This is a genomic window from Mycobacterium pinniadriaticum, assembly GCF_026242045.1.
Taxonomy (GTDB): domain Bacteria; phylum Actinomycetota; class Actinomycetes; order Mycobacteriales; family Mycobacteriaceae; genus Mycobacterium; species Mycobacterium pinniadriaticum.
In genome coordinates this window covers 14958-40710 of record NZ_JAPJDO010000029.1, presented here as the reverse complement: position 1 = coordinate 40710, position 25753 = coordinate 14958, and the positions used below count along the sequence as shown (strand labels likewise).

Here is a 25753-nt window from a genome sequence, read left to right as displayed (position 1 = left end):
GCGAACGCCGGCAGTGGCACCCATCATGCCAGGTGGGGGTTGGCCGTCCGGCCCTGATCACCGGCCGTCAGGGTTACGGCCGGACCCCCGCGGGCCCGCTGGCGGCGGTCACGTTCGTCGCCGTGCCACCGCGACACCGACGCCGATGGCCGCGACGAGTAACGCGCTGCCGGCCAGCGCACGCGCGGTGTTGTCGGGGCCGGCCTGGGGTTCGGCGTGCTCACCCGCAGTCGGCGCGGCGCTGACCGATGCCGTTGTCGTGGGTGCCGGGGCCGCCGGCGTCTTGTGCCGTTCCTCGGGTGCGTGCGGTCCAGCCGTCAGCTCCAGCACCGGCGCGGGGTAGTCGGGTTCCCCGCCACTGGGCAGCGGGGGCTGGTCCCAGTGCACGACAGTGCCGTCGGCGTAGGTCTGAACCACCGGGAACGTCGCCGAATCAGCGTCCGGCAATTGGATCGACATCGCGAACAACTCGAACTGGCCGGCCCCGATGCCGGCATCCGGAGTTGCGGTGAACGTCACCGAGCGGTACATGCCGGTGCTGGCGTCACGATTCAGTGCGGCGGTCCAGCCCGCCATCACGTCGGTGCGTGCCGACGCGACGTTGGGCAGGGAGATGGTGACTCTCGTTGTGGGAGAGCCGGTCTCCGACTCGTTGGGCACCTGGAAAGTGACCAGTGCGGTGCCCCCGCGCACGGGATGGTCGGCGTCGACGTGGACGTGGGCACCGGCTGTCGGCGCGGCCGAACCCAGGATGAGGGTGCCGGTCAGCGCGGCTGTCGTGAGCGCCCGGGTCACCAACCGGCGGCGGGTCATCACAGCACGCCGAGGCGCGCCATCAGATCGGCATCGATACCGTCGAGTTGTCCGGCGATCGCAGCGTGGGCATCGCGGCGCCGCGGGCCGGGCATGGTCTCGGCTGCGGTGACGGCCGCGGACAGTGCTTCCAACCGCTCGGTCATCGCGCCCACGAATTGTTTGGTTTCCGCGTCTTTGGGCTTCTTCTCGGCCACCTGCCGCAGAGAGTTCTCCGCCCCGGCGATACGCGCCGATAGCGCTCCGCCCTGCCCGGAGAATTGCCCGAGCTGGCTCAACGGCACGCCGAGACGGTCGGCGCGCCGTTCATCGATCGCGCCGCGTGCAGCGATGGCGGCACGGTAGGCCACCGGCACCACAATCGGAGCCAGCAATCGGGATACCGTCAGCGCACGCCGTATCCGGGTGGGTGACAGAAGTTTGCCCTCCCGGGCCGCCTTGAGTTGCGCTTCGGCAACTTTGACCGCGGTCCGGTCGGCGTCACGCGCGACCTTCAACTGGGCCTTGATCGCCTTGTTCTCCGAACGCTCGGCGGACTTGATCCGGCGCGCCTCGTTCCTCGCCGAAAGCTTGGCATCGAGCTTCGCGCGGGCCTTGATCGCCCGAGCCTCCGCACGACGTGTCGCGCGGCTTTTGCGCTTGGTGAACAGGCCCATTCCTGATGCCTCCCGGGTAGATCGTCGGCGATCGGCGAGGCACGCTCCCGACCGAGTCAGCTAACCCTATCGCCCGGCCCAAGGGGCACGACCACGACCTGCGGCTATGCCACAATGATCTGCAAACCATCCGATGCGGCGCCGACACACGCCGCTAACTCGAGGAACGTCGTGAACCGCTCGCCGATGAGGGCCGCAGCGATTAGCTGGGTGATCGCGTGCGGTTTGCTCTGTGGCGGGGCGGGCCTGCTTTCAGCGACTCCGGCCGCCGCCGACCCGGGCTCGGGTGGGAGCGGCCACGGCGCGCGCGGGGCCGACAGCGGTTCTCCCAGCAGCGGCGCGCACCGGCCCGGTGGCCCGCGAAACCCTCACGGCACCGTCATCAAGCCGGGTACCGCGCGGCCGGACACCACAGTCGTGGGCGGGTCGCGCAGGCGCGTCGGGCCGGCCGGCAGTTGGTATCCGAGCCATCACGATTGGCCACAATCCGGCTGGCCTTGTCCGCCATTCCCGTCGTTGCCCCCCCTCGTCCTGCCGCCGCTACCGCCCCTGCCCCCGCCACCACCGGTGCATTGGCCGCCGCGGGGTCCCCTGGGCGAGGGAGTCGGCGTGGCCGAACCGCCGAGCCTGCGCATGGTCCCGCCACCGGAGGCGGCCGGAGGAGGCAGCGGGGCGGGCATCGGAATCCTGCCGCAGACGACTCCGCCTCCCGGCGAGCCGGGACAGCCCGGGGAGCCCCCGGTCGTCAACGCCGAGAACGGGACGGTCGGGCCAACCGGTCTGGAACCACCGCCGATCACGATGCCGCCGGTGATCGGGTTGCCGCCGGTGATCGAAGCACCACTGCGCCCGGTCGGCCCCGGGGCCGAGCCGGGACCGCGGGTCGGTCCGGGCCGGGAATCCGCGGTGACCCGCGAACGTCCGCCCGCCACGTCAGCCGGAGCCGGTACAGAAGTGCCGCCGTCGACTAGGGTTGGCTATCCCAGATACCTCCAGGAGGCCAAGATGGGCGAGGTCGCGGCGGTGGCCCTGCCGGGCTTCGCCGGACTCCTGGCCCTCACCGCACTCGGAGGCGTCGTCGGGTACCGCCAAGCAAAGGCCGGCCACGTCGTGCGGACTGCGGGGACCACTCGGTTCATGCGGTGACGCGGACCGTGCATCGCAGCCCAGTCGCCGATGGGGAAGGGGGATGAGATGTCGGCCAGTCGCCGGGTCACCACGGCTGTGAACGATGTCCTGGATCTTGCCCCCCGTCACGGTGAAATCTCACTGACCCGGCTGGTTGCCGCCGTCAGCGCAGACCGGGACCGCCTTATCGAGGTCACCATGGCCGACCTGCCGCCGGGGGTCTGCGGTCAGTGGCGTCAGTACGCCGATCACGACGTGTTCCTGATCCAAAACGGCCTGCCGACGTGGGACCGCACCCTGGCCCATGAGCTGGGCCACCTAGTCCTCGGGCACTACGGCATCTCGGTCACCGAGGCTGCTCGTGACGCCGCCGAGCTGGCCAGCGACGATCTCATCGGTTACATGCTCAACCAGCGCACCGGGTGCATGGGACCGGGCGGCGAGGACGTCGAGCAGGAGGCCGAGGATTTCGCGGCGCTCCTGCTGTATCGGCTGGGCCGGTCACCGTCGGACCGGTCGTCGATCGTGCAAGTCCGCCTCGGAGAGGCGTTTGGTTGATCGTCTGGGTGATCGCCGGTCTGCTGGGAATGGCCACCGGCCTGCGCATCGGGTGGGCGTTGGTCAACAAGCAGTCGGTGGTCAGTTCGGCGATGATCGTCGCCCTCGGCAGTCTGGGCGCGGTCGCCGCGCTGAACTGGCCACCTTTGACGCTGCTGATCGATAGCGCGCTGCGCTGGCCGAACATCTCGATCGGGCTGAGCCAGGTGGCGTTGATCTGGTGCGCGGCGGGTAGTTGCGTGATGATCACCAGCGTCGCCTCGACACGCAGTCCCGCCGTCATCCGCCGGATCGCCGGAGTGCAATACGCGGTGGCCGGGGTGATCTCTGTCGCGTCACTGGTGCTGTTCTTCTTGTCCGGTCAGCAACCGGAGATGTCGCCCGAGGAGTACCTGCGTCTCAACCTCGGGTCGACCAACACCTCGCTGCCGTGGCTTCTTCCGCTGCTCTACGTGATGCTGGCTTTCACCTTGGTGTTGTGGGCCGGCATGCGCCACTCCAACCGGACCCGACGCGGCCGGGCGCTTTTCGTGTTCAGCCTCGGCATCGCGCTGCTGGTGGCGGCCAGCGCCTTCTTCCTGATCCGCGCGGTGGGCACCTCGAGCCTGGTGGGGGTGGGAACCGCAGCGACCTTGCTGGGCGCGGCGATGGCGATCGTGGCGACGGGATCGCTGTTACCCGCGGTCGAGGACTGGTTCGGTGGGCGGCGTGAGTTGCGGCTCATCGAGCCCCTACTGACCGAACTGGAGCGGCGTCAGCCGGATGTCGGGATCGGTGAACGCCCGCGCGGTCCGCTGGTATTCCGGGTGGCCGAGCGGTTGTCCCTGATCTCGGACGCTCTTTATCTCGAGGCCACGATGGCCGAGCACCTGCGCGCCGGAACGTCCGAAGGGGCGGGGGTCGACGTGTTGGCTGACGTCAAGCGCCAGGGGGTGAGCCCCGACGTTCAGGCGATGGCGATCGCCAAGTGGATTCATGCCGGCCGGCGTACCCCACGTGTCGCTCAGCCGGCGGGGCAAGGGCAGTTTCCGGGCATGGGCTGGCTCGGGCAGCCCGAGAACTACTCGGACCGGGAATGGATTCTCGAGATCGCGCGCCAGTACCGAGCACTCGGCAGCTGATCGAGCACCGATCGGTACCTAACGTTGCCGAAACTCCGGCGACCTCGGCGACGGGCTAATCGTCGAGGTGTTCCCGGCGGCGCAGCTCGTCAACCTTCGACACGATGTCCTGCTGGGCTTCCGGGGAGAGCCCGACGGTCCGTGCGGCAATCCGGCGCACACCCTCGTCGCGCATGTTCGCCAGCCAGGTCAGCTCCTTGTCGAGCTTCTCGTAATACTCGTCGTCGGTGAAGTACTGCGGCTTGATCCGGAAGAAGTTGGCAAGCGCCGTCATGGTGGTGGACGACGGGTTGGTCCGGTTGCCTGAACGCAGCTGAGACAGGTACGGAGCCGACATGGTGATGCCTTCTGCCTTCAGCGCGGCAATCACTTCAGCGGAGGTATGAGGACCCCGGCCGGGCGGATACACCGTATCGAACAGGCGATTCAGTCGCGCCGAGAACGTGGTGCTCATCTATTGGACCTCCACATGCGAGAAGAGCGGTCGTTTCCGTTGGCTTATTTGCTGATCATCGTAGCGACACATCCGCCGACAACCAAGTGCAAACTACCTGATAATTGACGCGCGCGGACATTTTCGGGCATCCGGCAAACATTTGTGCGGGTGTTTTCTCAGGTCGGCAACGGCGCTCAAGGCGTCGTTGGGCAAAGAAACGCGAGGTGAAGGGCGTCCTGGCGCCGGGCATGACCGAAAATCGCACGGTCAAGAACCTGAGAGGACCCTGAGCAACCGAGAGTATCGAGCGCGGGCGCAGAAATCTACTTTGCTGTAACTGTGGTTATGGTGACGTGCCCGGGCACTGCTTCGCAGGCGCGACATCGCCGTCGCGGCCCACCGGCGACGCCGGCGTGGGGCTGCCCAGCACCCCGGGTCGCAGGCGGGGCGGTAGGCCGCGAATCGCCACCGCAGCCAGCGCGACGACGGCCACCGGTATTCCGGCGACGGCGATGGCGGGCGCGGTGGGGAAGACGGCCTCGATGAGCATCGATAACCCGAACACACCGAACAGGGCGGCCGCAGCCAGCTGGATGAAGCGCTCGGGGAGGTGCTTGCCGGCCAGTGCGCCGACGAGAATGGCCAGCGCGTCGGCCGCCACCATGCCGACCGTGGACCCGATCCACACGCCGACCCAGTCGTTGTCGGAAGCGAGGGTGATCGTCGCGAGCATTGTCTTGTCGCCCAGCTCGGCCAGGAGAAACGCAGAAGTCACGGCGAAGAATGCCGGTGCAGTGGTTCGCTGTGCGCGGGTGGCCTCGTCCTCGGAGAGTCGGTCCCCTCGCAGCGTCCACAACCCGAAAAGAACGAAGGCGAGTCCCGCGAGGACCCCGAGTAGTCGGGTGGGCAGCGCGGCGCCGAGGTAATGGCCGACGGCGACGGAGATCAGGTGTACCGCGGTCGTGGCGACGGTGATCCCGCTGAGCACGACCCACCAGCGATGGCGCAGCGCGAACGTCATCGCCATCAGTTGCGACTTGTCGCCCAATTCGGCGACGAAGATGACGGCGAAACTCAGGAGCAACGCGGAGAGCACCCAGAACTCCTTGGTTGGGTGGCTGTCGTCAGGGGGCGGTACCGATGCCTCCGGCCGGCAACCACGAACGGTTACGGCCGAAGGTCTCGCCCACCGATACTCATACCGGCCGAACAACCGGGCCCGCGTCAATCCGCCAGGCCAGTATGTCGATTGTCCGATTGGGGGCTACTCCCCTTCGCTGGTGCTGACTCTACGTGCACCTGAGTGATGCCGGCAACCGGTACCACTCGAAAACCCCACCGCAGCAATTATTTTGGCACGCCGAGCTAGAAAGTTCGGGAACCCTCAATCGAGGCTAGGCGGCCAGCAGCATTGCCAGGATCGCGGTGTCGGGATGGCTGATCGGGTCGACGCCGACCCGGCTGACCATGCTGGTGATGGTGCCGTCGGATTCCGCCTCGACCCACGCGGCGCGGTGTTCCAGCCCGAGATGGGGAATGCCGGGTAGCAGAACGCAACCCGACGCCGCACCAGAGCATTCCGGCAGTGACGGCATGGTTTCGGAGGGCGGGTGCAGCATCAGCAGTGCGGGGGGCTGTTTGGCGGCGAAATGTCCTGGCGGCACCGCGGATTCACCCACAACCGTGCCCTCGGCAAGCACCAGCCCTACGGTTCCTGGCTGCGGTTTGTCGGGCAGTTCCTCCCGAACGCCGAATATTGTTGTCGTGGATAGCAATCCAGGAAGCGAGGCGACTCGAACCGCGACCATCAGAAGCTGTGCCCACTCCTTCGTCGAGTTCGGCCATCGGCCCGAGACGACGAAGCCCTTCAGGGCACCACGAGCATGAAAAGGGGCGACTTCAACCGCACGCCCGGAACCATCTTCCATCTCGCCTCCGCAACACCTCGGTATGCCAGTGCGACACGACAGCGGGTCGGTTCGATTCAGGATGCGGTACGTGGCGCGTGGCACGCAAGACGACACGAGTGCTAAACCGAACGTGGGTTCAGCGGATGGCCGGCAGGGCTCAGAACAAAACGATCACGGCGAGGATGCCGAGCAGGACCAGGGCGATGACACCGGCGCGCAGGGCCGCCAGCATGTACGAGCGGTTGCAGGTCGCAGAGGAGGCATGCCAATGCGGAGGCTGCGACGCGGACTGCGCCCGGAATGATTGGGATGCCATCACACCGTCCTGAACAGCACGTTCAACTACCGCCCCCAGTGAATTTAGTCACAGACTCTTCTGTGAGCGCGATCATAACCCCTTCGGTACCCCGAGGAAAATCGGCCCGACCGGATCCGCGGAACGCCTTGGAATTCGGTGGTTTGTTGATTGCGGAACCGGGTATCCAAAATCACAGTCGCTCCCGAGGGGTCGGCGTGTCGCTCGGCGCGTCGTGGCGGCTCGTGTGGCTGCTGACGGCTGAGAAGATTTCGCTCGGCCGCCACGAGCTTGTTGATCGGGGCGTTCCCAGGCCGCCGGGTTATCCACAGATACTGCCTGTCTCCATGGCGAGATGGTGCGCTCAATGCCCATTCACCGGTGCGGATGCCTGTGGATAAACCTGTGGAAACTGTGGATAGCCCCGTCATTGCTGCACGTCCCCGAACGTCGAAGATGCACCGCGTGCCACAATCTGCCTCCTGATCGCCCCAATACCGCGTCGCTTTTGGACGACCCGAGGGTCCGAGTGTTTCCCCGCTCCTGCGCTTTGTCCCTCGGCGGCATTGGCGACTCCGACTACGCTGGTCCGCGTGATTCAGGTGTGCTCTCAGTGCGGGACGCGATGGAACGTCCGCGACCGCCAGCGCGTCTGGTGCCCCCGCTGCCACGGTGCCCTGATGGCCCCGACCAATCCACCGGATGCGCGCTGGGGTCCCGCCGCGACGAGCCATCCGCCGACCCGGCCGGCCGGGCCGCAGGGCGGCGGACCGCGGCTGCCGTCGGGGTTCCGCTGGATCGCGGTCCGGCCGGGGCCGCCACCGCCACCGCGTCGCCGTCGTCGTCACCTGGGGCCGACGCCGCGCTATACCTACATCCCCCGGTGGGGTCTCGCCGACCACGTGGCGCCGCCGGCGCCAAGCGAGGACGCGACCGTCAAGAAGGGGCCGGCGCCTGTCACGGTCCGCGCGGCAATGCTGTCGGCGGTGACCATTTTCGGTCTCGCCGCCGCCATCCACATCGTTCGCTACGTGCTGTTGCTGATCAACCGCACATCACTGCTGCCGCCATTGGTCGCCGGCGCGGCGCTGTTGCTCGGCGTGTTGGTCAGTCTGGCGGCGATCGTGGCGGTGATCCTGACCGCTGTTGTCACGACGTCGTGGCTGATCGCTCGGCGAACGGCGGTCTATCAGCACCTCGGGCAGGAGGATCCGCGGCCGGCCTGGGCACTATGGGCCGGCTGTCTGGTTCCGATCGTCAACCTGGTGTGGGCACCGGTGTATGTCATCGAACTCGCCCACGCCGAGCAGACCCAGTCCCGCCTGCGCGGACCGATCACCGCTTGGTGGATGGCGTGGATCCTGTCGACCGCCGTCTCTCTCTTCGCCATAGCCACGAGTTTCACCACCAAGCCGCAGGGCATCGCCGACAACACCGTGACGGTGATCGTGGCCTACCTGCTGGGCGCCGCGGTGTTGGTGCTGTTGTGGCAGGTATTCGATGCCTTTGTGCGCAAGCCGGTCGAACGGCCGCTGCACCGGTGGGTGATGCTGGGCGTAGGCCAGTCGGAGCCGGCCAAATCCGACTCGCCGTCAGCGGTTGAGCCGGACCAACAGGAACCGGCAGCATAGGCCTATGCACTCGGCCGGCGGACTGAACGGCGGGCACCCGTTCGTGGTCGCCCACCGGGGCGCTTCGGCCGACCGTCCCGAGCACACGCTGGCCGCCTATGATCTCGCCCTGCGGGAAGGGGCCGACGGCGTCGAATGCGATGTCCGGTTGACCCGCGACGGCCACCTGGTGTGTGTGCACGACCGGCGGGTGGACCGCACCTCGACGGGCACCGGCCTGGTCAGCGAGATGACACTGGCCCAGCTCAAAGGCTTGGATTGGGGAGCGTGGCACGGCAGCTCGAGTACCGGCGTCCCACCGGACGGCACGGGCCTGCTCACGCTCGACGACCTGGTCCGCCTGGTGCTGGACTGGAACCGGCCGGTGAAAATGTTCATCGAGACCAAGCACCCGGTGCGCTACGGCGGGCTGGTGGAGAGCAAGGTCTTGGCCCTGTTACACCGCTATGGGATCGCGGCCCCGGCCTCGGCCGACCTGTCCCGCGCGGTGGTGATGTCGTTCTCCGCCGCGGCGGTGTGGCGGATCCGCCGTGCGGCGCCGCTGCTGCCGACTGTGCTGCTGGGCGAGACCTCCCGGTATCTGGGCGGCAGCGCCGCCACGACGGTCGGTGCGACGGCCGTCGGGCCGTCGATCGCCACGCTGCGCGAGCATCCCGAGTTGGTCGACCGCGCCGCCGCCCAGGGCCGTGCCATGTACTGCTGGACCATCGACCACTACGAGGATGTCGGGTACTGCCGCGATCTGGGCGTGGGATGGATCGCCACCAACCATCCGGGACGCACCAAGGCCTGGCTGCAGAATCCGCTGGCCGTTCCCGGCGACCAGGGCTCGAGCTAGGGCTGCGCGTCGAGGACCTGCTGCGGGATCGCCGAATCGGTGCGCAGTGCGTGGAACAACTGATCCGCCGCGTCGGAGTCCCACACCACCACCGAACCGGAGTCGCTGCTGGTGAATTCGCCGATGGGCACTGTGATCTCCGTGGTGGAACCGTGCAGCGCCCAGCCCAGCGCGGCCAGGTCCCACACGTGGTCAGCGTTGTCGACGGTCAGTGATTCGACGGCAGCATGCGGCACCGCGTACCAGCGCCACGGATTCACCCACACCACCGGGCTGGTGGCCCTGTGCATCACCGCCGCCATGAACTCGCGCTGGTGGACCATCCGGTCCAGGTCGGCACGCGGGGTCGCCCGGCTGCGCACATAGCCCAGCGCAGCGCGTCCGTCGAGGGTCTGGCAGCCCGCGGGCAGGTTGATCCCGGCCAGCGGATCGTCGATGGGAGCGGCCGGGCACACCTGGACACCGCCAAGCGCATCGACGACGACCGCGAAGCCGTCGAAGCCAACCTCCGCGTAGTGGTCGAGGCGTAGCCCCGTGGCCTCTTCGACGGTCTGGGCCAGCAGTGGTCCGCCGCCGAGGGCGAACGCGGCGTTGATCTTGTCCATGCCGTAGCCGGGAATGTCCACGTAGGAGTCGCGGGGGATCGAGACCATCGTGGTGGGGCCGCTGGACCCGAGCGCCGGGATGTGGACCACGAGGATGGTGTCGGTTCGCCCGTTGCCCAGATCCCCGCCGGTGGTCAGTTCCGCCTGCTGCTCGGGTGTGAGTCCGGCCCTGCTGTCGGAACCGACGAGAAGCCAGGTGGTGCCCGCACCTGCGGCCGGCCGGTCGGTGTAGTCGAACACCGCGACCCGGTGCAGGCTTGAGTCGATCCAGACGGCGCCGCCGGCGAGGCCAGCGGCAGCGGCCAGGACGACCAGCAGGAGCGTGACGAAAAGCCTTCGGCCCCAGCGCCGTTTGCGCTTCGTTCGCGGTGGCGTGCCCGATGGGGGAATGGCCGGCCGTGCCGTCGGCGGCGGGGGAGGGCGTCGCGGTGGCGGTGGTGGTGGTCGCCGCGGTGGCGGTGGTGGTGGTTGCCGCAGTGGTGGTGGCGGCGATTGCCGGCGGGGTGGTGGCGGCGGTCGGCCGGGGTCGCGCCGGATCACCTGCGAGGGCTCCCCCCGCGGTATCCGTTCGGTTGGCGGATCCGGCGCGGGTCGCGGCCGCCAGTCGTCGCTCACCAGGCCAATTTACGTGGCCGGCTCACTTGAGCCAGCCAAGATGACCGGCGAGTACGACATACCCGACGAATGCGACGGTGTCGATGAGACCGTGCGCGATCACCAGCGGCCAGAGTCGGCCGGTGCGGCACCAGGCATAGCCGAAGACCACACCCATGGCGAGATTGCCCAGTCCGGCGCCGAAGCCCTGATAGAGGTGGTACATCCCGCGCAGCACACTCGAGGCGAGGATCGCCCGGTTCTGACTCAGGCCCAGCTGCTTCAACCGGGTGATCAGGTAGCCGACGACCACCACCTCTTCGGCGAAGCCGTTGGCGAAGGCGGACAGGACCAGCACCGGGATCCGCCACCAGGTGTCGTGCAGCGCCGCGGGCTCCACTTCGGCGTTCATTCCGAGCCAGCGGCTCGCGAGATACAACAGCAGCCCGGGGATGCCGATCAGTGCGGCCAGGCCGAAGCCACCCAGCACGTCCGCCCGCCAGCGCACCCGTCCCAGCCCGAGCCGGGCCGGGGTGATCCCGCTGCGCCACAACAAGTACAGACCTAGGGTGCCCCACGCGACCAGCTGGGCTACCGAGGCCAGGTTCAGGCCGAGGTTGATCAGGTCATAGCGGGACAGGTTGGGGTTCAACCGAACTCGATGTCCGGCGAGCCCAGAAAGTACGGCGTCGAAGAGCTGCAGCATCGCGATGACGGCGCTGACACCGAAGGTCACGGCGAGCATGACGCCAAGTTCGATGCGCAGTCCGCGCCGATCGGTGGCGAGAAACTCGTCGCGGGCGGCGCTCACCCCGCCACGGTAACGCCCCTACATCCGGCGTGCGCGCAGCCCGTTGACGAACGGGCACCCCATCAGCAACCGGATGGCTCGGCCCAGACCCGGCACATCGTGCACCGGCGCGCCGAAGGGCAACCGTACGTCGTGATCGCCGTCGCTGCTCTCGACGCGCAGCCGGACCCCGTAGCGGTCCAGGCCCAGCGGACGGACCCGACCACGCCGAAGCGGGGCGGGCAGCTTGCCGGCCAGTCGTGCGAGCACCTCGGGATGGTCACTGTCCAGATGGCGCAGCCACGCCGATTCGAACTCACAGAACGGGTCGGGTTGAGCGGCCATCAGGTCGTGGAGACTGACCGTCTCGGCGCCGGCGCTGTCGGCGACAACCACGGATTCGACCTCGAGCAGGACAAGCGTCTGCCCCGATCCGATGTCCAACAGGGCGGGGTCGGGGTGCTCGGTGGCGACCATGTCGACCATGGTCCGCACCGTGTGATCGGGCACGCTCTGGACGCGGCCGCGGATCCACACCAGCGATCGCACCGGCTCGCGCAGCGGCAGCGGGGCGACGTCGGTGAGCTCGAGCACCGCGGCGACTCCGTCAGTTCCGGCCACGCTCACTCGGGCGGCCAGCGCGGAGTCTCCGGGCAGGCTGACCGCGAAGGTGCCGCCGGGAAGCAGGTGCAGTATCGGTGTGGCGGCCGGGGCTACACCGTCGGCGACCAGCATCGCCCCGGCGGCGCGCGCGCAGGCGCTGCGGACGCGTTCGGCGGTGGATGGCATTGTCAGCGTCGCTGTGGTCATCGGACACCCTTCAGATAGTGAGGTAAGCCTAAGTTAACTATGGCGGTCTGGTCGTGCAAGGCTTCCCCTGCCGCCGACCCGATAGGGTTGAGCGGTGGCCCGCATCGCCTACCTCGGTCCCGAGGGCACGTTCACCGAAGCGGCACTTCTCAAGATGTGCGCTGCCGGCGTCGTTCCGGGTGGCCCTGGCGGGGCCCAACCAGAGCCGACGGACAGCACCCCGGCGGCCTTGGCCGCAGTCCGGGACGGCACGGCCGACTTCGCGTGTGTACCGATCGAGAACTCCATCGAGGGAAGCGTGCTGCCCACCCTGGACAGTCTGGCGACCGGTTCACCGCTGCAGATCTACGCCGAGCTGACTCTGGATGTCGCCTTCAGCATCGTGGTGCGCGACGGCCGGGAGCCGGCCTCGGTGCGGACTGTTGCCGCATTTCCGGTTGCCGCCGCACAGGTCAGGCGGTGGCTCGCCGAGCATCTGCCGGACGCGGGGCTCGTTCCGGCGAATTCGAACGCCGCGGCCGCCCAGGAGGTGGCCGACGGGCGTGCCGACGCGGGTGTCAGCACCGCGCTGGCCGCGCAACGCTACGGGCTGTCCACACTGGCCGACGGCGTGGTGGACGAGCCGAACGCCAGGACCCGATTCGTGCTCGTCGGCCGCCCCGGCGCACCGCCACCGCGAACCGGGGCCGACCGGACCTCGGTGGTACTGCGGATCGCCAACACACCCGGTGCGCTGGTGTCGGCGATGACCGAATTCGGAATCCGCGACATCGACCTGACCCGCATCGAGTCCCGGCCCACCCGGACCGAACTCGGTACCTACGTCTTCTTCCTGGACTGCGTCGGCCACATCGACGACAGTGCGGTCGCCGAGGCGTTGAAGGCACTGCACCGCCGCTGCGCCGACGTTCGCTACCTCGGATCCTGGCCGACGGAATCGGCGACCGGGGCGACACCACCGCAACTCGACGAGGCCGACCGGTGGCTGACCCGCCTTCGCGAGGGTGATCCGGCATGAGTGGACGGCTGATCCTTCTGCGTCACGGGCAGTCGCACGGCAACGTCGAGCGCCGCATCGACACCCGCCCGCCCGGGGCGGACCTGACCGACCTCGGCCGGGAACAGGCCCGTGACTTCGCCCTCGCCCGCAGCGGTGCGCCCGGGTTGTTGGTGCACTCGATCGCCCGGCGGGCCGCCCAGACCGCGGCCGAGATCGCTGACCAACTGCGGGTGTCGCCCGAAGAATTCGGCGGTATCCACGAAGTGCAGGCCGGTGAACTGGAGAACCGCAACGACGACGACGCGATCGCCGAGTTCAACGCGATCTACCAGCGGTGGCACCAAGGCGAACTGGCGGTGCCGATGCCCGGCGGGGAGAGCGCCAGCGACGTCCTGGACCGCTATCTGCCGGTGGTCACCGACTTGCGGCTGCGCTATCTCGACAACCATGCCTGGAACGACGACATCGTCGTGGTCAGCCACGGCGCGGCGATCCGATTGGTCGCGGCCACGCTGGCCGGGGTGGAGAGCAGTTTCGTGCTTGACCACCATCTGGCGAACGCCGAGTCGGTGGTGTTGTCACCGATCACCGACGGCCGCTGGAGCTGCGTGCAATGGGGGGCGATCAGCCCGCCGTTCTACCCCGAACCCGATGTGCATCCGGTCTCCGATGCGCTGGAGTCCGTCGACCCGATGGGCTGACGCGCTAGCCGGCTAACCGGTCGGGTGTTTGCTGGACGCAGGTGCATCCGACGGTCTCGCAATCTATGACGAAAGTATGAAAAACCAGCTCGGGCGTGTCGCAGCCATCCTCGGTGCACTCCGCGCGATGCAGGGCGTGGCGAATCAGCGTACCGTGGCAATGTCCCAGGCCAGCGGCGCATTCTCGGCAGCTTCGTACCATGCTTCGTTCTTAGCATCGAGGCTCGCCGGAGCGTCGTCGCCACGCTGGGTCGCAGGGCGGTAATTTCGCCCGCAGCAAAAGTTGCTATGCAATAGCTGGTGCGGTGCGATATCGTGGGCGTCCTCGGCCCTTCGGGGGTGGGCTGGTTAACCGCCGGGCCAGCCAGTGATCCATCGACAAATCCCGGCTATGAGAAGTAAGGACTGATCATGATGTCTGGTCGTTTGACTCGGCAGATTGCGCTTGTTGCTGGCGGGCTCGCGATCGTCGGTATGGGCACGCTGACCGCCTGCGGTAAGTCGGAGGAGAAGGCGCCGGAGAGCACCACTTCGACCACCACGAGTGCTCCCGCGCCGTCGCCCACCGAGAAGGCTGTTTCGCCTGGTGGCGCCAACTCCTTCACGCCCACGGTCAAGGCTCCGCCGGCTCCCACCGCGCTGCCTGGCAACGTCATCACCGGCGGCAGCTAAGCCGCTCGGTCCGCATCCGTCCGCAGCCCTCCACCAACAGTGATCGGGGTACATCGCCTTCGGGTGCTGTGTGTGGTGGGGTTGTTGGGGGTGCTGACCGCCGCCGCAGTACTGGTCGCTGATCTCCACCGGTTCTCGGGACCCACCGAGTCCGGGGTGATCGGCGGTCCGTACGCGTCTCTATTGGAGAGTTCGGTCGACCTGGGGCCGGCCCGCACCGACCACGTTCAGCTGACCGCGGCGCTGCGCGATGACTCCCGTCCCGACCTGTTGATGGGATGGGCGCTTCAACAGAATCTTTCGGTGCGCTGGCGCCCGGGCGACAGTTGGGCGATCCTCGAAGGTGCGCCCGAAGCGGTGTCCGGAGCGTTCGACGTCGACGTGCACGACTACCGCGGGATGCGGGGTCAGGTGTTCTACGCCTCGCCGCAACAGCCGTCGGTTCCGCGGTCGCTCAGCGTGGAGGTTGCCGCGCTCGGCCGCATCCTCGGCTACACCCCGCACCGTGAGTCCAAGGTCTGGATGTTCCCGCAGGAAGTTCCCGATCAAGGACTGAATCCCAGCGCGCTGCTGCGCACGTACAACGCCATGCCGTTGCACGACAGCGGCTACACCGGCAAGGGCATCACCGTTGTCGTGTTCGCCTTCGATGGTTTCCTGCAGTCCGATCTGGACACCTTCTCGACGACCTTCAACCTGCCGAAATTCACTCCCGAGGTGGTAGGTGGTATGCCGCCGGCTCGCCGGGGTGAGGCGACCATGGATCTCGAGGCTATCCACGCGGTCGCCCCGGATGCCAAGAAGGTGCTGGTCAACGCCCGACCCACCGTTGAAGGCGACGGTGGCTACGAGAAGATCGCCAAGATGATGGAGGACACCGAGGCCCGCTTCCCCGGGGCGGTGTGGAGTTTCTCCATCGGCTGGGGTTGCGACAAACTGATCACCGCCGCCGACCTGGTTCCGGTGCGTTCGGCGCTGGCCGACGCGCAGAAGTCGGGCACGACGGCCTTCGACGCCAGTGGCGACCTGGCCGGTCTGGATTGCAAAGGTGGCCAGGAGTGGTCGTCGCCGCCGAGTGAGAATGACGTCGGTCTGGACGCCGTCGCCTCGATGCCGGAGATGACCGATGTCGGCGGCACGACCTTGTCGACGGACCCCAAGGGTGTGTGGCTGGCCGAACAGTCTTGGTTCGACCCTCCGCTGTCCCAGGGCACCGGAGGGGGCGTGTCGGCACTGTACGAACGCCCGTCCTGGCAACGACATCTCGACATCGATGGCGCTGAAGGCAAGCGACTGACGCCGGACATCGCCGCCGTGGCCGATCCGTTCACCGGCGTGCAGATCGTGTTCGACAACCAGATCATCATGGGGGGCGGGACCTCGTTGTCCGCCCCGATCTGGGCCGGGCTGACCGCGGTGATGAATCAGTACATGCTCGATCGGGGTGGCCGCCTGATCGGCGATATCAACCCACTGCTCTACGCCATCGCCTCAGGCGCGCCGCTGCCCTCGTTCCAGGACGTGGACTTGGGCGGGAACGCCGTCGCCGACGCTCGGTCCGGCTACGACCTGGTGACCGGGTTGGGCACCCCGAATATCGAGAACCTGGCACAGAACCTTCTTGTCGCGCAGAGAGTTGTCTCATGAGCACCCAGGATGAAACCGACCACGACGCGGTACCGACCATGGTCTGCCCGGTCTGTGAGGTGGATGTCCCGGCCGGTAACTTCTGCGGTCTCTGCGGCGCCCACCGGGCCTCGGCGGAGGCCAAGGGGCCGCGCTGGCTGCGCGGTGACGCCTTCGGTGCCGCTCCCAACGAGAACGTATTGCTGCCCTCGGTCGCCAGTTCACTGTTCCCGCACATCCCGAAGCGCTCCCGTGCCCCGTTCCGGGTCGGGCTGATGTTGGTTCTGGTGGGGCTGGTCGGCTTCGCCATCGTCAAGATGCCGTCGGCCTTGATCACGATCTGTGCGCTGGGCCTGCCGGTGCTTTTTCTGCTGTATCTGGCCGAGTCCGGCGTGTACCGCGACATGTCGATGAGCTCCCTGGCCGCGGCCGGCCTCCTCGGCGCGGGTTTCGGCGTGGGCTGGATATTGCTGACCGGTGAGATCGTCGCGCGTGCCTATGGGGTGCCGATGGCGGCCGGGCTGGCATTACAGCATCTGGTGAAAGAAGGGATCGCCATCCCCACCGGGGGTGTGCTCCTCATGCTGGTGCCCACGCTGGTGGTGCGGTTACTGGGAGCGGGTTCACGAGAGTCATTGGACGGATTCGTGGTTGGCGCGCTGTCGTCGTTGATGTTCGCCGCCGGTGCCACGCTGACCAGACTCGCTCCGCAGTTCGCCACCGGCTTGTTCGCGCATGGCCGGCCGATGAAGGGTCTGTTCGTCGAGGCCGGCATCTGCGGTGTGACCATCCCGCTCACCGCGGCGGTGGCCGGGGGGATGCTCGGTATCGCCTTGTGGTTCAAGGGCCCTAGCGGTAACGCGCACGAGCGGCCCGGACGCATCCGCGCCATCCTCTTCCTGCTCGCCGCCGTTGTGGTGTTGATGCACATCGGGGTTGCCTGCACCGACCTGCTCGGTCTGCCGCAGCTACAGGTGCTGGGTCTGCACGTGCTGATCATGGTGATCGCACTGATCCTGCTGCGGATCTCGCTGCAACTGGCGTTGATGCACGAGGCCCACGACCCGATCCAGCAGGACGAGCCGATCCTGTGCATCCACTGCGAGATGGTGGTGCCGGACATGGCGTTCTGTCCGGCCTGCGGCGCCGCCAGCCGCGCGTCGTCGCGGATATCCCGCCAGGCGCGCCGTGAGAGCAGGCCGGTGCGCCAGGTGGCCGCGGAGGGCTCGTGACGAAACCCACGACTGTTGCCGACGAGGAGCAGTACCCGGGCTACGCGGTGCCGCCGGGCGACTACGTCGCCGCCGAGGTACCGCGGACGCGGGCCGGTCGCACCCTGGGGCTCTGGGCGATCACCATCGTCGTCGTGTCCCTGGCATTGGTCGGGGTGTCGTTGAAGACCACGCAGAAGATCCCGCTGTTCATGTGTCCGCCCGAATGCGGTGCGCCGCCGATGGGAACCCCGGTCACCGCTCTGCCGAAGTTCACCCCGCAGGACGGTTCGTTCACGGTGTCCTACCCGGCCCCGGGTTCGGCCTATGAGATCTCCACCGATGGCAAGGGCGTGACGGCGAAGTTCACCGCCGGGGATACCGGGATCATGCAATTGTTCTCCGAGCCCGCCAGGGGCCGGAGCGCCCAGGTGATCGCTCGGGAGCTGTTGAAGCAGAAGTTCCCCGACGCCAAGATCGCCTACGAGATCCCCAATGCGATGGTCGGGTACCAGTCCGGCTACGGGGAAGTCGCCGACACCTGGCCGCAGGGAACCGGCAACAGCTACATGCGCCTTCGCACGGTATTGCTGGTGGCGGTCAAGAATGACCTGGCGCTGGTGGCGGGTGCGGTCGGCCCCTATCACGCGTTCGGCCCTGACTTCGGCCCAGGCCTGCCCTCGGGCGCCAACGTCCAGATCGCTCAGGACATGGGCAAGTACGTCAACAGCTTCCACTGGAAGGGCGACCCGCCGCGCTGAAAGCTGCTCAGCCCCAACCAAGCTCGTGAAGGCGATCGTCGTCGATACCGAAATGGTGTGCGATCTCGTGGATTACCGTGATCGCAACCTCTTCGACTACGTCAGCTTCGGTATCGCACATCTCCAGCAGCGGTTCCCGATAGATCGTGACGGTGTCCGGCAGGGAGCCGGCATAACTGGAATCCCGCTCGGTCAGCGCGACGCCCTCGTAGAGGCCCAACAGATCAGGGTCGCCGGGATGGCGGTCCTCGACCAGCACCACGACGTTGTCGATCGCCGCAGCGAGACCGGGCGGAATCAGATCCAGTGCGTCACCGACCAGTTCCTCGAACCGCTGCGGGTCCATCCGCGCGGGCACTAAGCCGGCGGCGGAACGACGTCGGCCGGTCCCGGCGGCGGGCCTGCTGGCGGAGGCGGACCATCCATCGGGGGTAAGTCGACAGGTGGCGGTGGCGCGTCGGCGGGCGGGGGCGGCACCGGCTGCGCCGGCACGAACTGCCCGTTGAGGATGTTGCCCTCCGGCGGCGGGGCACTGTCGCTCGTGGGGGGCGCCTGCGACTGGGTGGTCGGTGCCGTCGACTGCTGTGGCAGATGCTGAGTCTGCTGTTGCTGATTCTGGGTGCTGCCAGTGGCCGGCGGCGAGTACGTGGTCGTCGGGACGGCCGGCAGCAAGGGAATCGACGGAAGGTTGAGTCGCTCCTGGGGAATGTCCGGCGGCGGGACGGGGGGCATCCCGTTGATCAGGAGCGGACCCTTGGCGGGGTTGATGAGCGTGGCCCAGCCGCCGTTACCCAGTGTGGCGCCGATGCTGCAGGCCACCTGGTGACTGCCGGCGGTCCAGCTCGGCAACGAGATCGTGCTGTAGATGAGCGTCAGCGTGGTCGAACGCAGCTGTAGGGGGGCCAGATAGGCGTCGGTCATGCGGGTGCAGGCGTCCTTGATGAACGCGTCCTGGTCGGCGTCCGACGGCAGGGCGCCGGGGAACTTCTCCGCCAGGTTCACCGTGCCGGTGACCTCCATGGCGTGTGGCGCACCGCAGTCGACGGGGACGTCTGTTGGCTGGTTGGTGGCCGGGTCGATGCCGAGGCAGGTGCCGGCCGGCCAGACCTTGGACTGGTCGATTTCGGCCACCCGGCCTTTGAACGCGATCTGCTGGTTGTCCGCGCCCGGTAGCTGCAGACCGCAGAGCATGCGCCGCTCGCCGTCCTGCTTCCAGGCCTTGTCGCCGGACCACAACATGCTGATCGTGAACTTGCTGTTGGGATCGAACTTGTCGCCGAGGTAGCGCTCCACGGCCGGCTGGCATTGCTCGAGGCTGATCTGCTGGATTCGCGCCGCCGTCGGGGGGGCGGCGTCGGGACCGTATTCGGTCCCCGGATAGGCACGCATGTCGACAGATTCGGCGACCTCGAAGCGGTGCTCGTCTTTGCAGTCGACGATGCGGGCCGAGTCAGGGTTCTTGTCCGGCCAGTTCAAGCAGCTGCCGGCTTTGGCGCTGGCGAATGCCGCGCTGCCCTTGGCGCCCAGCAGCGGGTCGGAGCCGGCCAGCCCGTTGTCGAGTCCGATCGGCAGGGCGGTCGCGACGCCGGCGATCAGAAGGCCGCCGAGCGCGGTCAACAGCAGCACACGGCGGGTCGACGTGGCCTGGAAGGTGCGCAGAAACGCGCGCCGCGGCGCGCCCGATTCGGGCAGCTCGGGCGTCACGTCCTCGCGCTCGGATAACTGCAACATCGCATCCATTGTGGCAGGCGCGCCGAGGCGTGTGACAAGTGATGCAGTTGTAATGTTATGGGGTTGTGCTGTGTCGTCGGTAGGAGGGGCCGACGCGGCGGTCGACGCCAATAGTTAGGGTTGCGGGCGTGATCGACCTGAAACTGCTGCGCGACGACCCCGATGCGGTACGGCGGTCCCAGCTCAGCCGTGGTGAGGATCCTGGCCTCGTCGACGCCCTGCTGGCCGCCGATGCCGCGCGCCGGGCGGCGATATCTGCCGCCGACTCGCTGCGCGCCGAGCAGAAGGCCGCCAGCAAGAAGGTCGGTTCGGCCTCCCCGGAGGACCGGCCCGCCCTGCTGGATCGCGCCAAAGAGCTTGCTGCACAGGTCAAGTCGGCCGAATCCGAACAGGCGCAGGCCGAGGCGGCGTTCACCGCCGCGCACCTGGGTATTCAGAATGTCGTCATCGACGGAGTCCCGGCCGGCGGTGAGGATGACTTCGCCGTGCTCGAGGTGGTGGGTCAGCCGCGTGAGATCGACAACCCGAAGGATCACCTCGAACTCGGCGAGTCGCTTGGACTCATCGACATGGAACGCGGTGCCAAGGTGTCCGGCTCGCGGTTTTACTTTCTGACCGGCCGCGGCGCGCTGCTGCAGCTGGGCCTGCTGCAGCTGGCGGTGCGGCTGGCCGGAGACAACGGGTTCACCCTGATGATCCCGCCGGTACTGGTGCGCCCCGAGGTGATGGCCGGCACCGGATTCCTCGGCGCCCACGCCGAGGAGATCTACCATCTCGAAGACGACGACCTCTACCTGGTCGGCACCTCGGAGGTGCCGTTGGCCGGTTATCACTCCGACGAGATCCTCGACCTGTCGGACGGGCCGCTGCGTTACGCCGGGTGGTCGTCGTGCTTCCGGCGGGAGGCCGGCAGCTATGGCAAGGACACCCGCGGCATCATCAGGGTGCACCAGTTCGACAAGGTGGAGGGCTTCGTCTACTGCCGCCCGGAAGACGCCGAGGCCGAGCACCAGCGGTTGTTGGGCTGGCAGCGCCAGATGCTCGAGCTGATCGACGTGCCGTACCGCGTGATCGACGTGGCCGCGGGAGACCTCGGATCCTCGGCGGCGCGCAAATTCGATTGCGAGGCATGGGTTCCCACCCAGCAGGCGTACCGCGAACTGACATCCACCTCGAATTGCACGACATTCCAGGCCCGCCGGTTGGCCACCCGCTACCGCGACGAGAACGGCAAGCCGCAGATCGCGGCGACGCTCAACGGCACGCTGGCGACCACCCGGTGGCTGGTCGCGATTTTGGAAAACCATCAACAGCCCGATGGCAGCGTGCGGGTTCCCGCCGCCCTGGTGCCTTACGTGGGTACGGAGGTCCTGCAACCGTGATCGAACTCGACCTGGACGAGGTTCGCGGCTGGTTCGGCTTCGGTGTCGCCGGCAACTTCGCCGGCCATCTCGAACAGGCCGGCGAGGCAGTCGATTTCGTGAACGTCGCCAGCGACGGCGCGGCCCCCAAGGGTATCTTTCCCTGGTACGCGCCCGGTCACGACAGTTTCCTGGGGGAATTCCCGCTGTCGCACGACGCGCTGATGGTGCCCAAGACGACCGAAGCTGATGGCCCGCTCAATCTGCAGATCGAGCCCGAGGTGGGACTGGCCTGCGATGTGGTGTGGGAGGGTGACACCGTAGTCACGCTGCGGCCGTTCGCGCTCGGCGCGTTCAACGACTGCTCCATCCGCCGCCCGAACGCGCCTAAGATCAGTTACAAGAAGAACTGGGGTCCGGCATCCAAGGGCGTTGCGCACCAGTTCTTCGACATCAGTGACCTCACCCCGGACGGGCCGACCGCGACCTTGCGGCTGCTCTGTCACCTGCGAAGTGCCGACGGTGTACACCACGAGTACGGGGTGGACAGCCCGCTGCTGGGCTACTCGTACTACGGCGAAGTCTTGCTGGACTGGATCGTCGAGCGGCTGGCCAACCAAAAGGGTTCTCCCGATACGCCTTTGGAGGATGTCGGGGCGCTGATGGTGGCATCGGGGCGTCCGCAGAAGGTGCTCATCGGCATCGGCGCGACGCGCTACACCAAACTGGGCGAGTCGACCTACCTGCAGCCCGGCGACGAGGCCATCGTGCGGGTCTACGACACCGCCAGCGACGCGGCATCCGAACTGCGCCAGCTGGTCTGGCAGCCCTAGCTCGCTGCCGCCCAGATCGGCATCGTGCGGTGGGCCGTCCGGGCCGCGTGTCCTGTGACGAGAGGTCCACCCTGCTGGTCATCTGCAGTTGGCCCGGGCTTCACTCGGCGGATAGCGGGACCTGCCACGCTGGCTGGCGTCGTCGACCGACACGCGCAGGTGTCCGCGTAGATCGTGCCGTCGACCTAACCCTCAAGGAGTGACGGTGCGGCTGAATCGTCGTGAGATGCTTGCTATTTCAGGATTGGGATTGGTGGGCGTTGGACTGTCGGGCGCGTTCACGGGTTGCGCGAAGAACCCGTCTCCGGTAGCCGCGCCGTCGACGACCACTGCGCCACCGCCCAGCGGGGGGTGGGGCCCATTGACGGAGGCGGGACAGGAGCTGGCACTGCCGAAGGGATTCAGCTACCAAACCTTCGGGGCTGCCGGTACGCCCATGAGCGACGGGCTGCCCACACCGGGTTGCCACGACGGACAGGGACTGTTCCCGGCGGACGGTGGGCGGCTACGGCTGATCCGCAATCACGAGATCGATATGGACATCCCCGGCGTCAGCCAGAAGGCACTCGCCGAGCGCAACGCCTACGACCGCGCCGCCCCGGCGGGTTGCACCTCCTCGCTGTACGACCCGGCCTCGGGCAAGCTCGTAGAGAGCTTTCTGGTGCTCAATGGAACGCTGAGCAACTGCAGCGGCGCTGCTACGCCCTGGGGGTCCTGGCTGACCTGTGAGGAGACCACCAACGGCCGTGATGCGGGTTTCGAACAGCCACACGGCTATGTATTCGAGATTCCCGCCAACGCCACGGGGCTCATCACTCCGGTGCCGCTGACGGCCATGGGGCGTTTCGAGCACGAAACCGCGCCCATCGATCCTGCCACCGGGATCGTGTACATGACCGAGGACAACGGCGATCCCGGCGACGGGTTCTACCGTTTCCTGCCGAGCCGCCCGGGCCAGCTGGCCGCGGGGGGCAAGCTGCAGATGTTGGCCGTCACCGGCGAGAAGGAGTACGACACCTCTCGGGCACAGCGGGCAGGCCAGGTGCTTGACGTGCACTGGGTGGATATCGACGATCCCGATCCCTCCGACGCCGAGAGCGATCCGGGTGCGGTGTATTCGCAGGGCCGGGCCAAAGGTGGTGCCCGGTTCCTGGGGCTGGAGGGTTCGTCGTGGGCCGATGGGGGAGTGACGTTCGTCGCCAGCGAGGCGGGTGACGCCGAGAACGGTCAGGTGTGGCGTTACGAACCCAAGGACGACAACACCGGGACGTTGACACTTCTCTACGAGTCGACCGATCCTAAGATCCTCAACCAGCCCGATGCGATCACCGTCGCCCCTGACGGCTCGGTCTTCATGGCCGAGGACGGCGATGGCGAGGACGTCGACAAAGGTGACAACTGGTTGCGGGTGCTGACACCGTCGGGCCAGGTTGCGGACCTGGCCCGGGTGATCGAGCCGATGGACCTGCATTACTGGAACTCCGAGGACTTTCCCGAACCCGGACCCACTGGGGCTAGCGAGATGGCCGGGCCGGCCTTCACCGCGGATGGCCGGTTGCTGTTCGTCAACGTCCAGTACCCCGGGGTCACCTGCGTGATCAAGGGGCCCTGGACTTCCGCGCCGTGACGCTCGTGGGTACGGGCTGGTCCGAGAGCGCAGACCGCACCATTAACTCAGCAACTCGTCCAATACCCGCACAAACTCGCGCGGCTTCACCGGGGTGAACGCCGGGCTCGGATGAGTTCCGGGCACGTCGAGGGTGACCAGCGTCGATTTGATCGGGCGGTAGATGTCCAGTGGCAGCCAGCGCCGCAGATCCGAACTGCCCCAGAGCCGGAAGCGTTGCATCCAGAACCCGAGCGGTTCGGCCTTGTATCCCTTGATCGCGGATAGCGGTATCACCTTGGCGGTGCCGGACGGAAAGTGATAGCGCCGCAGTGTCAGTGCGAAACGGTCGAGTTGAATCAGGCCGTCGTCGTAATACTGCTGCGGGGGCGCGCTCATCGCCGGGCACACCGCAATTCGTGGCCGTTGGTTGTCAGGCAGCGGCCGTTCTCGAGGTTCCATTGCCAGCCGTGCAGGTTGCAGGTCAGCGTCGAACCTTCCACCACACCGAATTTCGACAGATCGGCCTTGAGATGGGGGCAGCGACGCTGAATCGTCCAACCGTTCAGTGTGACTTCGCTGCTGTCGTCGCGCGCCTCGGCGAACCAGCCGTCGGCGTAGGCGATCCGCTCGTCGGTCAGGCATTTGAAGAAGGTGTACAGATACTCGTTGTATCCGCCGACCCGCCACGCCCGGAACCGGGTAGACAGAAAGATGGTGTTGACCCAGTCGGGTTCGTTGTCACGGAGAACCGTCCGCACCAGTTCGGGCGCGATCTCGAAGCCGTAGCGGAACTTCTCGTCGGCAACCGGTTCGCGCACGGCACGTTTCGGGAAATCCAGCACGACGGTCTCCGCGCCCAGCCGCAACTCCACCGGATACCCGATACCGTCGCAGATCTGATCGCTCTGCAGCATGATCGGCTCGAACTTCGCACGCAGCGGCTCCAGGAGCGGCTCACCGGTGGCGGGCGCCCACCCGGCCTTCTCGGCCGCCAGCACCGGCGCCATCCGCTCGGCATAGTCGGCGATATAGTCGGCCTTGCCGGTGGTGAAAATCGCCTCCACGTCGGCGGTCGGCAGCGGATGTGTCAGCGAATCCAGTTGCGTACCAGTGAAATCAGCGACCGAGCCGGGAATCATCAACAGGCCGCCGTCGTTTCCGTTCAGGTGCATCTGTTCCAGGAACACCATCTGGTCGGGGAAGATGTTGGCGGGGTCGCCGTGGTCATCGTTGAGGTCGCGCAGTGCGGGGTCCAGGAAGCACGGCGGTCCGGCCGACGGGATCACCCACGTCGCACCGACGTCGGCGATGTATTGGCGGCAACGGTCCATGCCGCGTTGACGCTTCTGTGTTCCGAACGATTGCTTGGCACGCGCCGGCATGTCGTACACCATCGGGTACCAGATCGCGCCCGAGTACTGCAGCATGTGCACGTCGATGTGGCCGAATTCTTCGGCGAGCACGTCCACCGCCAGCGGCCGCGAGTCGTTCATGTTGAAGACCGTGGTGGTGCCGTCGGAGACGATCAGTCCCGAGTCGCCGATGGGGCCGTCGGCCGGTGCCCGCAGTGCAACGATCATCACGTCCAGTTCGCCCTTGGGTCCGCTGACGCGATGCCTGACCGAGTCGGCGGTTTCGAAGAACCGGTGAAAGCCCACCCTCTCGAGTTCGCGTTTCAGGTCGGGTACCGGGAAATCCGGCAGCAGAACGACGGCGTCCTTGTTGACATACTCGGCCAGCAATTTCGGGTCGAAATGATCCTTGTGCAGGTGCGAGACGTAGAGATAATCGCAGTCGCCCAGACAAGCCCAGTCCAGCCCGCTGTTATCCGGGAAGACGAACCACGAGGCGAAATACGCCGGGTTCAGCCACGGGTCGCACAGGATGCTTCCCGCTTGGGTGTCGATCCGAAAGCCGGCGTGGCCGATGCTGGTGACCTGCACGAATCCCCTTTCCCCTGGTCGCTGCACCCGAGACGAGCTTAGCGGTCCGCAGGCGGCCCGCATCGTCAGCGGCGGTGTTGGATGGCCCGCTTCCTCCCCGGTCCGCAAGCGGCCCGCATC

At 67.2% G+C, this 25753-nt stretch carries 28 protein-coding genes; 14 read left to right on the top strand and 14 right to left on the bottom strand.

The annotated features are described in order from the left end of the window. Nucleotides 1-108 precede the first annotated feature (108 nt). The gene (locus ORI27_RS24670; protein ID WP_456085467.1) at nucleotides 109-816 is read right to left on the bottom strand and encodes a YcnI family copper-binding membrane protein; all 708 of its coding nucleotides are present in this window, start codon (nucleotides 814-816) and stop codon (nucleotides 109-111) included. Further along, nucleotides 813-1469, bottom strand: a complete 657-nt coding sequence (locus tag ORI27_RS24665; protein ID WP_265999696.1) for a DUF6474 family protein — start codon at nucleotides 1467-1469, stop codon at nucleotides 813-815. The genes ORI27_RS24670 and ORI27_RS24665 overlap by 4 nt, the downstream gene beginning before the upstream one ends. 609 nt (nucleotides 1470-2078) lie before the next feature. Between ORI27_RS24665 and ORI27_RS24660 the strand changes: the two genes are divergently transcribed. Genes ORI27_RS24660 through ORI27_RS24650 form a run of 3 tightly spaced genes read left to right on the top strand, consistent with a single transcriptional unit; the run spans nucleotide 2079 to nucleotide 4276 of the window. Next, the gene (locus tag ORI27_RS24660; RefSeq protein WP_265999697.1) at nucleotides 2079-2615 is read left to right on the top strand and encodes a hypothetical protein; all 537 of its coding nucleotides are present in this window, start codon (nucleotides 2079-2081) and stop codon (nucleotides 2613-2615) included. 48 nt (nucleotides 2616-2663) lie between these two features. Then, on the top strand, nucleotides 2664-3155 hold the full coding sequence (locus ORI27_RS24655) for an ImmA/IrrE family metallo-endopeptidase (RefSeq protein WP_265999698.1): 492 nt from the start codon (nucleotides 2664-2666) through the stop codon (nucleotides 3153-3155). Then, nucleotides 3152-4276 carry a hypothetical protein gene (locus ORI27_RS24650; protein ID WP_265999699.1) on the top strand — a complete coding sequence of 375 codons (1125 nt, stop codon included), beginning with the start codon at nucleotides 3152-3154 and terminating at the stop codon, nucleotides 4274-4276. Before ORI27_RS24655 ends, ORI27_RS24650 begins: the two co-directional genes overlap by 4 nt. Nucleotides 4277-4331: 55 nt before the next feature. On the opposite strand, the gene ORI27_RS24645 is transcribed toward ORI27_RS24650, so the two are convergent. From ORI27_RS24645 to ORI27_RS24630, 4 genes are all read right to left on the bottom strand, one after another. Beyond that, nucleotides 4332-4730: a transcriptional regulator gene (locus ORI27_RS24645; protein WP_265999700.1), complete on the bottom strand. Its 399-nt coding sequence runs from the start codon at nucleotides 4728-4730 to the stop codon at nucleotides 4332-4334. Between the two features lie 325 nt (nucleotides 4731-5055). Then, nucleotides 5056-5808, bottom strand: a complete 753-nt coding sequence (locus tag ORI27_RS24640; protein WP_265999701.1) for a TMEM165/GDT1 family protein — start codon at nucleotides 5806-5808, stop codon at nucleotides 5056-5058. Between the two features lie 298 nt (nucleotides 5809-6106). After that, complete coding sequence (locus ORI27_RS24635) at nucleotides 6107-6640, bottom strand: peptidase (RefSeq protein ID WP_265999702.1); 534 nt, start codon at nucleotides 6638-6640, stop codon at nucleotides 6107-6109. Between the two features lie 139 nt (nucleotides 6641-6779). Then, nucleotides 6780-6938: a hypothetical protein gene (locus tag ORI27_RS24630; protein ID WP_265999703.1), complete on the bottom strand. Its 159-nt coding sequence runs from the start codon at nucleotides 6936-6938 to the stop codon at nucleotides 6780-6782. 572 nt (nucleotides 6939-7510) lie between these two features. Here ORI27_RS24630 and ORI27_RS24625 point away from each other — a divergent pair. Together ORI27_RS24625 and ORI27_RS24620 are read left to right on the top strand one after the other, a co-directional pair. Next, a complete protein-coding gene (locus ORI27_RS24625) occupies nucleotides 7511-8548 on the top strand; it encodes a DUF4328 domain-containing protein (protein WP_265999704.1) in 1038 nt (345 codons plus the stop codon). A gap of 4 nt (nucleotides 8549-8552) precedes the next feature. Further along, nucleotides 8553-9386 (top strand): glycerophosphodiester phosphodiesterase, encoded by an 834-nt coding sequence (locus ORI27_RS24620; protein ID WP_265999705.1) that lies wholly within the window; start codon nucleotides 8553-8555, stop codon nucleotides 9384-9386. Here the strand turns inward: ORI27_RS24620 and ORI27_RS24615 are convergent. From ORI27_RS24615 to ORI27_RS24605, 3 genes are read right to left on the bottom strand one after another with little or no spacing between them, the layout of a single operon-like run. Continuing rightward, complete coding sequence (locus tag ORI27_RS24615; protein ID WP_265999706.1) at nucleotides 9383-10606, bottom strand: LCP family protein; 1224 nt, start codon at nucleotides 10604-10606, stop codon at nucleotides 9383-9385. The genes ORI27_RS24620 and ORI27_RS24615 overlap by 4 nt on opposite strands. 22 nt (nucleotides 10607-10628) lie before the next feature. Further along, on the bottom strand, nucleotides 10629-11396 hold the full coding sequence (locus ORI27_RS24610) for a CPBP family intramembrane glutamic endopeptidase (protein ID WP_265999707.1): 768 nt from the start codon (nucleotides 11394-11396) through the stop codon (nucleotides 10629-10631). An 18-nt stretch (nucleotides 11397-11414) separates the two neighbouring features. Then, nucleotides 11415-12185 (bottom strand): DUF2470 domain-containing protein, encoded by a 771-nt coding sequence (locus ORI27_RS24605; protein ID WP_265999708.1) that lies wholly within the window; start codon nucleotides 12183-12185, stop codon nucleotides 11415-11417. Nucleotides 12186-12279: 94 nt separating this feature from the next. Between ORI27_RS24605 and pheA the strand changes: the two genes are divergently transcribed. Both pheA and ORI27_RS24595 read left to right on the top strand, forming a co-directional pair. After that, nucleotides 12280-13203: a prephenate dehydratase gene (gene pheA, locus ORI27_RS24600; RefSeq protein WP_265999709.1), complete on the top strand. Its 924-nt coding sequence runs from the start codon at nucleotides 12280-12282 to the stop codon at nucleotides 13201-13203. Next, nucleotides 13200-13886: a histidine phosphatase family protein gene (locus tag ORI27_RS24595; RefSeq protein WP_265999710.1), complete on the top strand. Its 687-nt coding sequence runs from the start codon at nucleotides 13200-13202 to the stop codon at nucleotides 13884-13886. The genes pheA and ORI27_RS24595 overlap by 4 nt, the downstream gene beginning before the upstream one ends. A 4-nt stretch (nucleotides 13887-13890) precedes the next feature. Here the strand turns inward: ORI27_RS24595 and ORI27_RS24590 are convergent, their stop codons facing one another. Then, the gene (locus tag ORI27_RS24590; RefSeq protein ID WP_265999711.1) at nucleotides 13891-14088 is read right to left on the bottom strand and encodes a hypothetical protein; all 198 of its coding nucleotides are present in this window, start codon (nucleotides 14086-14088) and stop codon (nucleotides 13891-13893) included. A gap of 209 nt (nucleotides 14089-14297) precedes the next feature. Between ORI27_RS24590 and ORI27_RS24585 the strand changes: the two genes are divergently transcribed. The 4 genes from ORI27_RS24585 (at nucleotide 14298) to ORI27_RS24570 (ending at nucleotide 18156) form a co-directional block, all read left to right on the top strand. Beyond that, the gene (locus ORI27_RS24585) at nucleotides 14298-14558 is read left to right on the top strand and encodes a hypothetical protein (protein WP_265999712.1); all 261 of its coding nucleotides are present in this window, start codon (nucleotides 14298-14300) and stop codon (nucleotides 14556-14558) included. A gap of 72 nt (nucleotides 14559-14630) precedes the next feature. Continuing rightward, nucleotides 14631-16205, top strand: coding sequence for a S53 family peptidase (locus tag ORI27_RS24580; RefSeq protein ID WP_265999713.1), 1575 nt, complete (start codon nucleotides 14631-14633; stop codon nucleotides 16203-16205). After that, entirely contained in the window at nucleotides 16202-17416 is a 1215-nt protein-coding gene (locus ORI27_RS24575; protein WP_265999714.1) for a zinc ribbon domain-containing protein, read from the top strand. Before ORI27_RS24580 ends, ORI27_RS24575 begins: the two co-directional genes overlap by 4 nt. After that, the gene (locus tag ORI27_RS24570; RefSeq protein WP_265999715.1) at nucleotides 17413-18156 is read left to right on the top strand and encodes a hypothetical protein; all 744 of its coding nucleotides are present in this window, start codon (nucleotides 17413-17415) and stop codon (nucleotides 18154-18156) included. Before ORI27_RS24575 ends, ORI27_RS24570 begins: the two co-directional genes overlap by 4 nt. Before the next feature lie 7 nt (nucleotides 18157-18163). Here the strand turns inward: ORI27_RS24570 and ORI27_RS24565 are convergent, their stop codons facing one another. Further along, nucleotides 18164-18514, bottom strand: a complete 351-nt coding sequence (locus tag ORI27_RS24565) for a metallopeptidase family protein (protein ID WP_265999716.1) — start codon at nucleotides 18512-18514, stop codon at nucleotides 18164-18166. After that, nucleotides 18514-19896 (bottom strand): septum formation family protein, encoded by a 1383-nt coding sequence (locus ORI27_RS24560; protein ID WP_265999717.1) that lies wholly within the window; start codon nucleotides 19894-19896, stop codon nucleotides 18514-18516. The genes ORI27_RS24565 and ORI27_RS24560 overlap by 1 nt, the downstream gene beginning before the upstream one ends. 119 nt (nucleotides 19897-20015) lie before the next feature. Between ORI27_RS24560 and serS the strand changes: the two genes are divergently transcribed. The 3 genes from serS (at nucleotide 20016) to ORI27_RS24545 (ending at nucleotide 23708) form a co-directional block, all read left to right on the top strand. Then, a complete protein-coding gene (gene serS, locus ORI27_RS24555) occupies nucleotides 20016-21269 on the top strand; it encodes a serine--tRNA ligase (protein WP_265999718.1) in 1254 nt (417 codons plus the stop codon). Further along, a complete protein-coding gene (locus ORI27_RS24550) occupies nucleotides 21266-22081 on the top strand; it encodes a DUF5718 family protein (protein WP_265999719.1) in 816 nt (271 codons plus the stop codon). Before serS ends, ORI27_RS24550 begins: the two co-directional genes overlap by 4 nt. Before the next feature lie 361 nt (nucleotides 22082-22442). Beyond that, complete coding sequence (locus ORI27_RS24545) at nucleotides 22443-23708, top strand: alkaline phosphatase PhoX (RefSeq protein ID WP_265999720.1); 1266 nt, start codon at nucleotides 22443-22445, stop codon at nucleotides 23706-23708. A 42-nt stretch (nucleotides 23709-23750) separates the two neighbouring features. Here ORI27_RS24545 and ORI27_RS24540 read toward each other — a convergent pair whose 3' ends face one another. Both ORI27_RS24540 and ORI27_RS24535 read right to left on the bottom strand, forming a co-directional pair. Further along, complete coding sequence (locus tag ORI27_RS24540) at nucleotides 23751-24086, bottom strand: hypothetical protein (RefSeq protein ID WP_265999721.1); 336 nt, start codon at nucleotides 24084-24086, stop codon at nucleotides 23751-23753. Continuing rightward, nucleotides 24083-25633 carry an MBL fold metallo-hydrolase gene (locus ORI27_RS24535; RefSeq protein ID WP_265999722.1) on the bottom strand — a complete coding sequence of 517 codons (1551 nt, stop codon included), beginning with the start codon at nucleotides 25631-25633 and terminating at the stop codon, nucleotides 24083-24085. Before ORI27_RS24535 ends, ORI27_RS24540 begins: the two co-directional genes overlap by 4 nt. Nucleotides 25634-25753: the final 120 nt, after the last annotated feature.